12 protein-coding genes and 1 tRNA gene are annotated in these 13084 nt (G+C 72.8%); 11 read left to right on the top strand and 2 right to left on the bottom strand.

Going from position 1 to position 13084, the window contains the following annotated elements:
• Positions 1 to 18 precede the first annotated feature (18 nt).
• From ACI78U_RS05725 to ACI78U_RS05715, 3 genes are read left to right on the top strand one after another with little or no spacing between them, the layout of a single operon-like run.
• Positions 19 to 465: an FAS1-like dehydratase domain-containing protein gene (locus ACI78U_RS05725; RefSeq protein ID WP_456874321.1), complete on the top strand. Its 447-nt coding sequence runs from the start codon at positions 19 to 21 to the stop codon at positions 463 to 465.
• Positions 462 to 890, top strand: a complete 429-nt coding sequence (locus tag ACI78U_RS05720; protein WP_456874320.1) for a MaoC/PaaZ C-terminal domain-containing protein — start codon at positions 462 to 464, stop codon at positions 888 to 890. The genes ACI78U_RS05725 and ACI78U_RS05720 overlap by 4 nt, the downstream gene beginning before the upstream one ends.
• Positions 887 to 2335, top strand: a complete 1449-nt coding sequence (locus ACI78U_RS05715; protein ID WP_456874319.1) for a M1 family aminopeptidase — start codon at positions 887 to 889, stop codon at positions 2333 to 2335. The genes ACI78U_RS05720 and ACI78U_RS05715 overlap by 4 nt, the downstream gene beginning before the upstream one ends.
• A gap of 7 nt (positions 2336 to 2342) precedes the next feature.
• Here the strand turns inward: ACI78U_RS05715 and ACI78U_RS05710 are convergent, their stop codons facing one another.
• Together ACI78U_RS05710 and ACI78U_RS05705 are read right to left on the bottom strand one after the other, a co-directional pair.
• Positions 2343 to 3587: a pyridoxal phosphate-dependent aminotransferase gene (locus ACI78U_RS05710; protein ID WP_456874318.1), complete on the bottom strand. Its 1245-nt coding sequence runs from the start codon at positions 3585 to 3587 to the stop codon at positions 2343 to 2345.
• 37 nt (positions 3588 to 3624) lie between these two features.
• Positions 3625 to 4245, bottom strand: a complete 621-nt coding sequence (locus ACI78U_RS05705) for a dihydrofolate reductase family protein (protein WP_456874317.1) — start codon at positions 4243 to 4245, stop codon at positions 3625 to 3627.
• Between the two features lie 247 nt (positions 4246 to 4492).
• On the opposite strand from ACI78U_RS05705, the gene ACI78U_RS05700 reads away from it, so the two are divergent.
• The 8 genes from ACI78U_RS05700 (at position 4493) to rpoB (ending at position 13052) form a co-directional block, all read left to right on the top strand.
• A tRNA-Trp gene (locus tag ACI78U_RS05700) sits at positions 4493 to 4565 on the top strand.
• 163 nt (positions 4566 to 4728) lie between these two features.
• Positions 4729 to 5271 (top strand): preprotein translocase subunit SecE, encoded by a 543-nt coding sequence (gene secE, locus ACI78U_RS05695; protein ID WP_456874316.1) that lies wholly within the window; start codon positions 4729 to 4731, stop codon positions 5269 to 5271.
• 41 nt (positions 5272 to 5312) lie between these two features.
• Positions 5313 to 6218 (top strand): transcription termination/antitermination protein NusG, encoded by a 906-nt coding sequence (nusG, locus tag ACI78U_RS05690; RefSeq protein WP_456874315.1) that lies wholly within the window; start codon positions 5313 to 5315, stop codon positions 6216 to 6218.
• 103 nt (positions 6219 to 6321) lie between these two features.
• Positions 6322 to 6753 (top strand): 50S ribosomal protein L11, encoded by a 432-nt coding sequence (gene rplK, locus ACI78U_RS05685; RefSeq protein ID WP_456540959.1) that lies wholly within the window; start codon positions 6322 to 6324, stop codon positions 6751 to 6753.
• Positions 6754 to 6868: 115 nt separating this feature from the next.
• Complete coding sequence (gene rplA, locus ACI78U_RS05680; RefSeq protein WP_456874314.1) at positions 6869 to 7588, top strand: 50S ribosomal protein L1; 720 nt, start codon at positions 6869 to 6871, stop codon at positions 7586 to 7588.
• A 440-nt stretch (positions 7589 to 8028) separates the two neighbouring features.
• Entirely contained in the window at positions 8029 to 8676 is a 648-nt protein-coding gene (gene rplJ / locus ACI78U_RS05675; RefSeq protein ID WP_456874313.1) for a 50S ribosomal protein L10, read from the top strand.
• A 16-nt stretch (positions 8677 to 8692) separates the two neighbouring features.
• Positions 8693 to 9088, top strand: a complete 396-nt coding sequence (rplL, locus tag ACI78U_RS05670) for a 50S ribosomal protein L7/L12 (protein ID WP_456548759.1) — start codon at positions 8693 to 8695, stop codon at positions 9086 to 9088.
• A gap of 454 nt (positions 9089 to 9542) precedes the next feature.
• Positions 9543 to 13052 carry a DNA-directed RNA polymerase subunit beta gene (gene rpoB, locus ACI78U_RS05665; protein ID WP_456874312.1) on the top strand — a complete coding sequence of 1170 codons (3510 nt, stop codon included), beginning with the start codon at positions 9543 to 9545 and terminating at the stop codon, positions 13050 to 13052.
• Positions 13053 to 13084 lie beyond the last annotated feature (32 nt).

Raw genomic sequence — 13084 nt, 5'->3', positions numbered from 1 at the left:
GGAGCAGGGAGGGCGGGAGTGGCGCTGGACGCAGGACTGGTCGGGCGCAGCTACCCGCCCTCCGCCGTCTACGAGGTCGGCCGCGCGAAGGTCGCCGAGTTCGCGGCCGCGGTCGGGGCGACCGACCCGGCGCACACCGATCCCGAGGCCGCGCGGGCGCTGGGCCACCCCGACGTCGTCGCCCCGCCCACCTTCGCCATCGTGGTCACCCTCGGCGCGGCCGACGTCGTGCTGGCCGACCCGGACGTGGCCCTCGACTACAGCCGGGTGGTGCACGGTGAGCAGCGCTTCACCCACCACCGCCCGATCCGGGCCGGCGACCGGCTGGTGAGCACCACCACGATCGAGGCGGTGCGCAGCGTGGCCGGCAACGACCTGCTGACCACCCGGGTCGACGTCGCCACCGAGGACGGCGAGGCCGTCTGCACCGCCACCTCGATGCTCGTGGCCCGGGGGACGGCGTGACCGCCCGGGTGCACGCCGCGGACGTCGCCGTCGGCCTCGAGCTTCCGGAGCAGACCCACCGGGTGACCCGCGCGGACCTCGTCCGCTACGCCGGCGCCTCCGGCGATCTCAACCCGATCCACTGGAGCGACCGCGTCGCCACGGGGGTCGGGCTCCCCGGCGTCATCGCCCACGGCATGCTCACCATGGGCCTGGCCGCCCGGGCGGTGACCGACTGGGCCGGCGACCCCGCCGCGGTCGTCGAGTACCAGGTCCGCTTCGGCCGGCCGGTCGTCGTCCCCGACGACGACACCGGCGCCGAGGTCACCGTGCGCGGCCGGGTCGGCGCGGTCCTCGACGGCGGGCGGGTCCGCGTCGACCTCACGGTCACCAGCGGCGGCGAGAAGGTCCTCTCGCTGGCCCGCGCCACCGTCGCCCTGGCATGACCCTCCGGCGGGGGGTGCTGGCCGCGGCGGTCCTGCTGCTGTGCGGCTGCACCTCCTTCACCGAGACGCTCACCGCGCAGGAGGCCCCGGCGTCCACCGCACCGTCGGCCGAGCCCGGGAACGGCGGGGCCGACGACGACGGCGCGCGTTGTCCGGCCGAGCGCGCCGAGCCGGACCCCGACCGCCCGGTCGTCGACCTGCAGTTCCGGCTCTCGGCCGACCTGCGCACGGTCACCGGCACCGAGACCGTCGTCTTCACCCCGGACGTCGCCACCGACGAGCTGGTCTTCCGGCTGGTGCCCAACGGCCCGGGCGCGGCGCAGCTCGGCAACCGGATCACCGTCGACGACGTCCGCGGCGACGACGTCGACCAGGCCGGGTACGAGGACGCCGGCGCCGAGGGCCCCGGCGGGCTCTACGTGCTCCAGCTCGACGGCGAGCTCGAGGCCGGCGAGGCCACCGAGGTGGAGCTGGACTTCACGCTGTCGCTGGGGGAGGGCGGCTTCGAGCGCCTCGGCACCACCGACGGCACCGCCTGGTGGGCCAGTGGCTTCCCACTGCTGGCCTGGGAGCCGGGCGTGGGCTGGGCGCGCGACCCGTTCGTCGGGATCCTCGGCGAGACGGCGACCAGCCCGGTCGCCGACACCACGGTCACCGTCGACGCGCCCGAGGAGCTGACCGTGCTCATGACCGGCGCGCAGCAGGAGCCCTCCGCGGCCGACGGTGGCCGGCGTACCTGGACCTCCCGCGAGCCGGTGGCCCGCGACGTCAGCGTCGCCGTCGGCCCCTTCCGCACCGCCGCCCTCACGACGGCCGGCGGGGTGGAGGTCACCACCGGGGTCCTCGACGGCGCCGACGTCGGCCCCGGCGAGCTCGCCGACTGGACCGGCGAGGCCGTCACCGCCCTCGCCGACCGGTTCGGCGCCTTCCCCTACGCGACGCTCACCGTGCCGCTGCTGCCGGTGGAGGGCGGCGGCATCGAGTACCCGAGCTCGATCCTCATGGCCGGGGCCGACCGCTCGGTGCTCGAGCACGAGGTCGCGCACATGTGGTTCTACGGGATGGTCGGCGGCTCGCAGTTCCGCGACCCGTGGCTGGACGAGGCGTTCGCCACCTACGCCGAGAGCGTCGACGGGCAGGTGGCGGACGAGGCCGTGGACCGCGCGCTGGCCGCCCCCGGGGACGTCGGTGCCGCGATGGACGAGTTCCCGGGGACCGCCGAGTACTTCGACGCCGTCTACGGCAAGGGCGCGGCCGCGCTGCTCGCCGCCCGCGAGGCCGCCGGTGCCGGGCCCTTCGACGCCGCGCTGCGCTGCTACGCGCAGCTCAACGCGTGGACCGTCGCCACGCCCGAGGACGTCGCGGCCGCCCTCGCCGACCTGCCGGCCGCCGTCGACGTGCTGGTGGCAGCCGGTGCCCTCGACGAGGACGACCTCCCGGAGTGAGGCGTCGTCAGCCGGCGGACCCGAGGAGCCGCTGCAGCCGGCCGACCCCCTCGACCAGGTCGTCGTCGCCCAGGGCGTAGGACATCCGCAGGTAGCCCGGCGTGCCGAACGCCTCGCCGGGGACCACGGCGACCTCGGCCTCCTCGAGGACGATCTCGGCCAGCTCGACGCTCGACGACGCCGTCCGGCCGTTGATCGGCCGCCCGAGCAGCGTCTTGACCGACGGGTAGACGTAGAAGGCGCCCTGTGGCTCGGGGCAGGCGACCCCGGGGATCTCGCGCAGCATCGACACGATGGTCTTCCGGCGCCGGTCGAACGCCGTCCGCATCTCCTGCACCGCCGACAGGTCGCCGGTGAGCGCTGCCACCGCGGCGGCCTGGGACACGTTCGCGACGTTCGACGTCGCGTGCGACTGCAGGTTGGTGGCGGCCTTGACGACGTCGGCCGGGCCGACCATCCAGCCCACCCGCCAGCCGGTCATGGCGTAGGTCTTCGCCACCCCGTTGACGACGACGCAGCGGTCGGCCAGCTCGGGCACCACCACCGGCATCGACGGCGCCGTCACCCCGCCGTAGGTCAGGTGCTCGTAGATCTCGTCGGTGAGCACCCACAGCCCGGCGTCCAGGGCCCAGCGGCCGATGGCCTCGACCTGGTCGGGCGGGTACACCGCACCGGTCGGGTTGGACGGCGAGACGAACAGCAGCACCTTGGTGCGCTCGGTGCGGGCGGCCTCGAGCTGGTCCACCGACACCAGGTAGCCGCTCTCCTCGTCGGCGACCACCGGCACCGGCACCCCGCCGGCCAGCCGGATCGCCTCGGGGTAGGTGGTCCAGTACGGCGCGGGCACGAGCACCTCGTCCCCCGGGTCGAGCATCGCGGCGAAGGCCTCGTAGACGGCCTGCTTGCCGCCGTTGGTGACCAGCACCTGCGCCGGGGTGACGGCCAGCCCCGAGTCGCGCGCGGTCTTGGCGACGATGGCCTCCTTGAGGACCGGCAGCCCCCCGGCCGGGGTGTAGCGGTGCATCGCCGGCTGGCGGCAGGCGGCGACCGCGGCCTCGACCACGTAGTCCGGCGTCGGGAAGTCCGGTTCGCCGGCGCCGAAGCCGATGACCGGCTTGCCCGCCGCCTTGAGCGCCTTGGCCTTGGCGTCGACCGCGAGCGTCGCGGACTCGGTGATGGCCGCGATCCGCCGCGACACGCGGCGGTCGGCGGGGGAGAGGGCAGCGGTCCCCGACGGGGAGGCGGCGGTCATGTGCCCATCCTGCCGGAGGGGCCGGTGCCGGGGGCGCTCAGCCGCCGGTCCTGCGCAGCACCACGTGGGTGACCGCCGGCGACGGGGCGACCTCGACGGTCCGCCACGCCGCGGCGGGGAACACGCCGTTGCCGAAGAGCCGCTCGCCGGCGCCGAGCAGGACCGGCACGACCGCGACGTGCACCTCCTCGAGCAGGCCTGCCCGGGCGTACTGGGCGACGGTCGCCGCGCCGCCGCCGACCCGGACCCGCGCGCCACCGGCCGCGGCCCGCGCCTGCTCGAGCGCCACGTCGGGACCCTCGGTGACGAAGTGGAAGGTCGTCCCGCCGGTCATCTCCAGCGGCGGGCGCGGGTGGTGGGTGAGCACGAAGACGTCGTGGTGGAACGGCGGGTCCTCGCCCCACCAGCCACGCCACTCGGGAGCCGACGACCAGGGGCCGCGGACGGGGCCGAACATGTTGCGGCCCATGATCGTCGCGCCGATCCCCTCCTGGCCGCGGGCGCGGAAGCGGTCGTCGACCGGGCTGCGGTTCTCGGCGAAGAGCCACTCGTGCAGCTGCTCACCGCCGACGCCGAGCGGGTTCTGCTCGTCCTGGTCCGGGCCGGCGGCGTAGCCGTCCAGCGAGATCGACAGGGCGTACACGGCCGGTCCGGTCACGGCTCCTCCTCGGGCGGGTCCTGCCGGGGCAGACGGCGGTCGCGCGCGGGACTCATCGCCCCGCCGGGGCACGTCTCCGGAGCGCGGTCACGGACCGGTCCCGCGGTCCCGTACACTGGCAACCCTGGGGCGATCGACCCCGCCACCGGCGTGCCCCGGGCCTCCTGGGAACGGCGCGCCGACCGGCGGGACCGGCCGCCCCGGGCGAGCCCGGAACCACGCACGAGTTGGCACGGTCCCGGGCCCGAGGGGTGTAGCTCAACTGGCAGAGCAGCGGTCTCCAAAACCGCAGGCTGCAGGTTCAAGTCCTGTCACCCCTGCCCGTGCCGCCGGCCGACGCCGGCGGGCAGCACGACCCGGCACCGCCCCGTGTCCCGGCAGCGCCGGCCGCGGCCGGCGCCGTCCCGGAGCAGCACGGTCCGGGGAGCACGAGACCAGACGGCCGGCGACCAGCGGCCACCACCACGACGCGAGCGAGGCGCAGTGAGCGACGAGAAGCCGGGCCGCGGGGAGGACCCCCGCACCGCCTCGGACGCCGAGCTGACCGACGAGCAGCTCGACCGGGAGGCCCCGGGCGTCGACGACGCCGCCGAGCTCGAGGCCGCCGAGGACGAGATCGCCGCCGAGGCCGAGGCCGAGGAGCACAAGGTCGTCCCCGCCCCGGCCCGCCGCCGCGGCGGCCGGATCACCGCCGACGACGACGCGGACGACGAGCCCGCCGCCGCGCGCACCCGGCGCCCCGCCGGTGAGCGCGCCGCCGCCCGCCCGGCCGGCCGCTCGGAGGGTGCCGGCACCCGTTCCCGCGCCGCGGCCCAGCGCGCCCGGGCCGACGAGGTCCGGCAGCGCCGCAACCTGCGCCGCTTCCTCCGCGAGGTCGTCGCCGAGCTGCGGAAGGTCATCTGGCCCGGCCGCCGCGAGCTGATCACCTACACCACGGTCGTCATCCTCTTCGTGGCCTTCATGGTGGCCCTGGTCGCGGGTCTGGACGTCCTCTTCGCGCAGGGCGTGCTCGCCGTCTTCGGCTGACCGTCCCCGCGCCCGCCCGACCCGAGAAGGAAGAGATCCCCGTGACCGACCCCCGCGAGCCCTTCGACACCGACAGCGACGTCGAGGCCATCGACCTCGACGACGAGCGGATCGACGTGCGCGGCAGCGTCGACCTCGAGACCGGTGCCGGCGAGACCGGCGCGGCCGAGGGCTCGGCCGACACCACCGACCAGGACACCGCGACCGGCGTGGCCGACGTGACCCCGCTGGTCGAGGGCGGCGGTCGCGACAGCCTGGTCGGCGACCCGCTGGCCGCGCCCGCCCCCGACCACGACCCGATCGTGACCGAGGCGCTGGCCGAGGCCGAGGCGGAGGACGAGGACCCGCGGGAGACGCTCAAGCGGACCCTGCGCACGCAGTTCGGCGACTGGTACGTCATCCACTCCTACGCGGGCTACGAGAACAAGGTGAAGACCAACCTCGAGTCCCGCATCCAGTCGCTGGACATGGAGGACTACATCTTCCAGATCGAGGTGCCCACCGAGGAGGTCACCGAGATCAAGAACGGCAAGCGCACCCAGGTCAACCGGAAGAAGCTGCCCGGCTACCTGCTCGTCCGGATGGACCTCAACGACGAGTCCTGGGGCGCGGTCCGCAACACCCCCGGCGTCACCGGTTTCGTCGGCGCCACCTCCCGGCCCTCGCCGCTGAGCATCGACGAGGTCGTCAACCTGCTGGTCCCCGACGCCCCGCCGCAGGCGGCCAAGGTCGCCGAGACCGCATCGCCGGCGGCGGCCGCCGCGCCGACCGCCGTCGTCGACTTCGAGATCGGCGAGTCGGTCACCGTCATGGACGGCCCGTTCGCCACCCTCCCGGCGACCATCAACGAGATCAACGCCGAGCAGCAGAAGCTGCAGGTGCTCGTCTCGATCTTCGGCCGGGAGACGCCGGTCGAGCTCTCGTTCACCCAGGTCGCCAAGTTGTAGTCGAAGGACCCCCTCGCCCCCCACCCTCCGCGAGCTCAGGGTGGGACCCTGCGAGGGGGCCTTCCAGCCACCACCACGCACCACGCTCACGAAGAAGGAAGTCATGCCCCCCAGGAAGCGGTTGACCGCGGTCATCAAGCTCCAGATCAACGCCGGCGCGGCCACCCCCGCGCCGCCGGTGGGTCCGGCGCTGGGCCAGCACGGCGTCAACATCATGGAGTTCTGCAAGGCGTACAACGCCGCCACGGAGTCGCAGCGCGGCAACGTGATCCCGGTCGAGATCTCGGTCTACGAGGACCGCTCGTTCACCTTCGTCACCAAGACGCCGCCGGCCGCGCGCATGCTGCTCAAGGCCGCCGGTGTCGAGAAGGGCTCGGGCGAGCCGCACAAGACCAAGGTCGCCACGGTCACCCGTGACCAGGTCCGCGAGATCGCCCAGACCAAGATGGCCGACCTCAACGCCAACGACCTCGACCAGGCCGAGAAGATCATCGCCGGCACCGCCCGGTCGATGGGCATCACCGTCACCGGTTGACGGAAGGCGCCGGCGCCGGCCGGCGTTGTTCTGAGCACAGCAACCGTGGGAGGGCCGCGCCAGGCCCGTGAACCACACGACTCCCCGACCGCAGGGCCGGGGGAGAGGACACACCATGGCGAAGCACGGCAAGAAGTACCTCGAGGCGGCGGCCAAGGTGGACCGCGAGAAGCTCTACAGCCCGCTGCAGGCGGCCGGGCTGGCGAAGGACACCTCGCCGACCTCCTACGACGCCACCGTCGAGGTGGCCATGCGGCTGGGCGTCGACCCGCGCAAGGCCGACCAGATGGTCCGCGGCACGGTGAACCTGCCGCACGGCACCGGCAAGACCGCCCGCGTCATCGTCTTCGCGACCGGTGACAAGGCCGCCGAGGCCGAGGCCGCCGGCGCCGACGTCGTCGGTTCGGACGACCTGATCGCGCGCATCCAGGAGGGTTTCCTGGACTTCGACGCCGCGATCGCCACGCCCGACCAGATGGCCAAGGTCGGCCGGATCGCCCGCATCCTCGGCCCCCGCGGCCTGATGCCGAACCCGAAGACGGGCACCGTCACCCCCGACGTCACCAAGGCCGTCGCCGACATCAAGGGCGGGAAGATCAACTTCCGCGTCGACAAGCAGGCCAACCTGCACCTCGTGATCGGCAAGACCTCCTTCGACGACACCAAGCTGGTCGAGAACTACGCCGCCGCCCTCGACGAGGTGCTGCGCGCCAAGCCGGCCGCGGCCAAGGGCCGGTACCTGAAGAAGGTCACCATCTCCACCACCATGGGCCCGGGCATCCCGGTCGACCCGAACCGCACCCGCAACCTGGCGGTGGACGAGCCCACCGCCTGAGGAAGGACCTCGTCCTCCCCACCCCTCGCAGGCTCAGGGCGGGACCCGGGACGAGGCCGTTCCAGCACCTCGCCAGGAGGCCCCGCAGCGCACCGGCGCTGCGGGGCCTCCGCGCGTCTGCGAGGGACGTGCGTCGAGATCCCGTGATCTCGACCGGGCTGGGCTGCCCCGGGTGACGACGGCGACACGGGCGCCCCGCGGGCAGCGTGTACGCTGGGCGGCGTTCCCCCCACGACCGCTGGTCGTCGCACGTCCGCGTGCGATCGAAGGTCCCGGATCCCCGGGCGGCCCGCGCAGGAGGACGGTTCGATCGACGCGGTGCCCCGTGCCCGCGTCCCTCGCCCCGTGCGCCCTGCGCCGGGGCGTTCCTCGTCTCCGGGCCCGGATCGCCCGCTCCCGCACGACGCACGAGCGGTCGCCCGTCAGACGAGAGGAGGCCCATGCCCACGCAGGCGAAGGCCGCGGTGATCGACGAGATCACCGAGCGGTTCCAGCAGTCCAGCGCGGCCGTGCTCACCGAGTACCGCGGGCTCACCGTGTCGCAGCTGACCCAGCTGCGGCGTTCCCTCGGTGCGGGCAGCAGCTACGCCGTCGTCAAGAACACCCTGACGAAGCGGGCGGCGGACGAGGTCGGTCACCCCGACCTGGCCCCGCTGCTCAACGGCCCCACCGCGATCGCCTTCATCGAGGGTGACGTCGTCGAGGCCGCCAAGGCCATCCGCGACTTCGCGCGCGCCAACCCGCTGCTCGTCGTCAAGGGCGGCGTCGTCGAGGGCCGCACCGTCGGCCCCGCCGAGGTCACCGCCCTGGCCGACGTCGAGCCGCGCGAGGTGCTGCTGGCCAAGCTGGCCGGTGCGATGAAGGGCAACCTGACCAAGGCCGCCGGCCTGTTCCAGGCCCCGCTGTCGCAGGTCGCCCGCCTGGCCGCCGCGCTGCAGGAGAAGAAGCCCGCCGAGGGCGGCGACTCCACGGCCGACACCGCTGCCGCCGACACCGCTGCTGTCGACACCGCTGCTGTCGACACCGCTGCTGCCGACACCCCCACCGACACCGCCGACACCGCGGACGCCGCGGCCGGCACCGACTGACCCAGAAGGAGAGATCATGGCCAAGCTGTCCACCGCGGAGCTGCTCGACGCGTTCAAGGAGATGACGCTGCTCGAGCTGTCCGACTTCGTGAAGCAGTTCGAGGAGACCTTCGAGGTCACCGCTGCTGCCCCGGTCGCCGTCGCGGCCGCTCCGGCCGCCGGCGGTGCCGGCGACGGTGGCGCCCCCGCCGCCGAGGAGCAGGACGAGTTCGACGTCATCCTCGAGAGCGCCGGCGACAAGAAGATCCAGGTCATCAAGGAGGTGCGCGGCCTGACCTCGCTCGGCCTCAAGGAGGCCAAGGACCTGGTCGACGGCGCGCCGAAGCCGGTCCTGGAGAAGGTCGCCAAGGACGCTGCCGAGAAGGCCAAGGCCGCCCTCGAGGGCGCCGGCGCCACCGTCACCGTCAAGTGACCCGTGCCCGGCCGTGACCACGGCCGGGAGCACCGCACAGGGGCCGCTCTCCTCCGGGAGGGCGGCCCCTGTCGCGTCCGCGGGAGGGGGCCGACCGGCACCCCGCTCGGGGATCCGGCGGCGTGGCGGAGACAAACCGGCCCCCCTGCTGGCATCATGACGACGCGGAACGCCGCCCGGACAGCCGGACGCCGTCCTTACCGGGAGTGTGGCGTGGGTCGCCCCCCACCCCCCGACGTGGACAGCCTGCGTCTGCAGGGGTAGGGTTCTCTGTTGCGCTGCCCCCTGACTGCCTGCCCGCCGAGCCGGGTCGCCTGGGGTGCCCGGGATCACCCGGGCGCCTGGTCGACCGAGCGGGCCGGACGCCGCGGACAGCCGCGCAGATACCGACGACGACCCAGGACGAACCCGCACCCACCGCCCGCACGTCGTGAGGTCCTTGGAAGGACGCATCTTGGCAGGCTCTCGCCCCACCAGCATCTCCCCCAGCACCACCGAGTCCGGCGGCTACGGCCAGCAGAACCAGACTCCCTCGGCCGGCCCGCGCACCGGTGAGGCCGACCAGCAGAAGATCCCCGGGGCGCCGCTCCGGGTCTCGTTCGCGAAGATCTCCGAGCCCCTCGAGGTGCCGGACCTGCTCGCCCTGCAGACCGCCTCCTTCGACTGGCTCGTCGGCAGCCCCGAGTGGCGGGCCACCCTCTCGCCGGAGGAGCAGGCCTCGGCCGTCGGCGGCCTGGCCGAGATCCTCGAGGAGATCTCGCCGATCGAGGACTTCAGCGGCTCGATGTCGCTGTCCTTCTCCAACCCGCGCTTCGAGGACGTCAAGGCGTCCCTCGAGGAGTGCAAGGACAAGGACATGACCTACGCGGCTCCGCTGTTCGTCACCGCGGAGTTCATGAACAACACCACCGGCGAGATCAAGAGCCAGACGGTGTTCATGGGCGACTTCCCGATCATGACGAACAAGGGCACGTTCGTCATCAACGGGACCGAGCGCGTCGTCGTCTCGCAGCTGGTCCGCAGCCCCGGCGTCTACTTCGACAAGACCCTGGACAAGACCTCCGACAAGGACGTCTTCAGCGCCAAGGTCATCCCCAGCCGCGGCGCGTGGCTGGAGTTCGACGTCGACAAGCGCGACACCGTCGGCGTCCGCATCGACCGCAAGCGCCGGCAGCCGGTGACCGTGCTGCTCAAGGCGCTGGGGTGGACCGAGGACCGGATCCGCGAGCACTTCCAGTGGTCGCCCACCGTCCTGGCCACCCTGGAGAAGGACCACATCGCCGGGCAGGACGAGGCGCTGCTCGACATCTACCGCAAGCTGCGGCCGGGCGAGCCGCCGACGCGGGAGAGCGCCCAGGCGCTGCTGGAGAACCTCTTCTTCAACCCCAAGCGCTACGACCTCGCCAAGGTCGGCCGCTACAAGGTCAACAAGAAGCTCGGCGTCGAGGTCCCGCAGGGCACCCTGACGCTGACCGAGGACGACATCGTCGCCACCATCGAGTACGTCGTGCGGCTGCACGCCGGCGAGCCCGACCACGGCGTCGACGACATCGACCACTTCGGCAACCGCCGCCTGCGCACCGTCGGCGAGCTGATCCAGAACCAGATCCGGGTCGGCCTCTCCCGCATGGAGCGCGTCGTCCGCGAGCGGATGACGACCCAGGACGTCGAGGCGATCACGCCGCAGACCCTGATCAACATCCGGCCGGTCGTCGCCTCCATCAAGGAGTTCTTCGGCACCAGCCAGCTCTCGCAGTTCATGGACCAGACCAACCCCCTCGCGGGCCTGACCCACAAGCGCCGCCTGTCGGCGCTGGGTCCGGGTGGTCTGTCCCGTGAGCGGGCCGGCATGGAGGTCCGCGACGTGCACCCGAGCCACTACGGCCGGATGTGCCCGATCGAGACCCCCGAGGGTCCGAACATCGGCCTGATCGGCTCGCTGTCGGCCTACGGCCGGGTCAACGCCTTCGGCTTCATCGAGACCCCCTACCGGCGGGTCCGGGACGGCGTCGTCACCGACACGATCGACTACCTGACCGCCGACGAGGAGGACCGCTTCGTCGTCGCCCAGGCCAACTCGCCGCTGGACGCCCAGGGGCGGTTCGCCGAGGAGCGGGTGCTGGTCCGCACGAAGGGCGGCGAGGTCGACTACCTGTCGCCCGAGCAGGTCGACTACATGGACGTCTCGCCGCGGCAGATGACCTCGGTCGCGACGGCGATGATCCCGTTCCTCGAGCACGACGACGCCAACCGCGCCCTGATGGGCGCGAACATGCAGCGTCAGGCCGTCCCGCTGCTGCGCAGCGAGGCGCCGCTGGTCGGCACCGGCATGGAGCTGCGTGCCGCCGTCGACGCCGGCGACGTCGTCGTGGCGGAGAAGGCCGGTGTCGTCGAGGACTCGACCGCCGACTACGTCACCGTCATGGCCGACGACGGCACCCGGCAGACCTACCGGCTGCTGAAGTTCCGCCGCTCGAACCAGGGCACCTCGATCAACCAGACCCCGATCGTCGAGGAGGGTCAGCGGGTCGAGGTCGGCCAGGTCATCGCCGACGGGCCGTGCACCGACCAGGGCGAGATGGCGCTGGGCAAGAACCTGCTCGTCGCCTTCATGCCGTGGGAGGGCCACAACTACGAGGACGCGATCATCCTGTCGCAGCGCCTCGTGCAGGACGACGTCCTGTCCTCGATCCACATCGAGGAGTTCGAGGTCGACGCCCGCGACACCAAGCTCGGTGCCGAGGAGATCACCCGGGACATCCCGAACGTCTCCGAGGAGGTCCTCGCCGACCTCGACGAGCGCGGCATCATCCGCATCGGCGCCGAGGTCGTCCCCGGCGACATCCTCGTCGGCAAGGTCACGCCCAAGGGCGAGACCGAGCTGACCCCCGAGGAGCGGCTGCTGCGGGCGATCTTCGGCGAGAAGGCCCGCGAGGTCCGGGACACGTCGCTGAAGGTCAAGCACGGTGAGTCCGGCAAGGTCATCGGCGTCCGCGTGTTCTCCCGCGAGGACGGCGACGAGCTGCCCGCCGGCGTCAACGAGCTGATCCGGGTCTACGTCGCCCAGATGCGCAAGATCTCCGACGGCGACAAGCTCGCCGGCCGCCACGGCAACAAGGGCGTCATCGCGAAGATCCTGCCGCAGGAGGACATGCCGTTCCTCCAGGACGGCACCCCGGTCGACATCGTGCTCAACCCGCTCGGCGTCCCGGGCCGGATGAACGTCGGCCAGGTGCTGGAGACCCACCTCGGGTGGATCGCCAAGTCCGGCTGGCAGGTCGAGGGCGACCCCGAGTGGGCCGTCAACCTGCCCGAGCAGGCGCGGCAGGCCGACCCGGGCACCCGGACCGCGACGCCGGTCTTCGACGGTGCCCGCGAGGAGGAGATCATCGGCCTGCTCGGCTCGACGGTCCCCAACCGCGACGGCGACCGCATGGTGCAGGAGACCGGCAAGGCCCGGCTGTTCGACGGCCGGTCCGGGGAGCCCTTCCCCGAGCCGATCTCGGTGGGCTACGTCTACATCCTCAAGCTGCTGCACCTGGTCGACGACAAGATCCACGCCCGGTCGACCGGCCCCTACTCGATGATCACGCAGCAGCCGCTGGGTGGTAAGGCGCAGTTCGGTGGCCAGCGCTTCGGTGAGATGGAGTGCTGGGCGATGCAGGCCTACGGCGCGGCGTACGCGCTGCAGGAGCTGCTGACCATCAAGTCCGACGACATCCTCGGCCGCGTCAAGGTCTACGAGGCCATCGTCAAGGGCGAGAACATCCCCGAGCCGGGCATCCCCGAGTCGTTCAAGGTGTTGCTCAAGGAGCTGCAGTCGCTCTGCCTCAACGTCGAGGTGCTGTCCGGCGACGGGCAGGCGATCGAGCTGCGCGACACCGACGACGAGGTGTTCCGGGCCGCGGAGGAGCTGGGCATCGACCTGTCCCGCCGCGAGCCCTCCAGCGTCGAGGACGTGTGATCGGCCGCCGGCCGGCCCTCTCGTGTGACGGG

The sequence above is a fragment of the Geodermatophilus sp. SYSU D00710 genome (assembly GCF_054050195.1).
The sequence above is the reverse complement of the archived record's forward strand: the minus strand, read 5'-3'. Positions and strand labels throughout refer to the sequence as shown.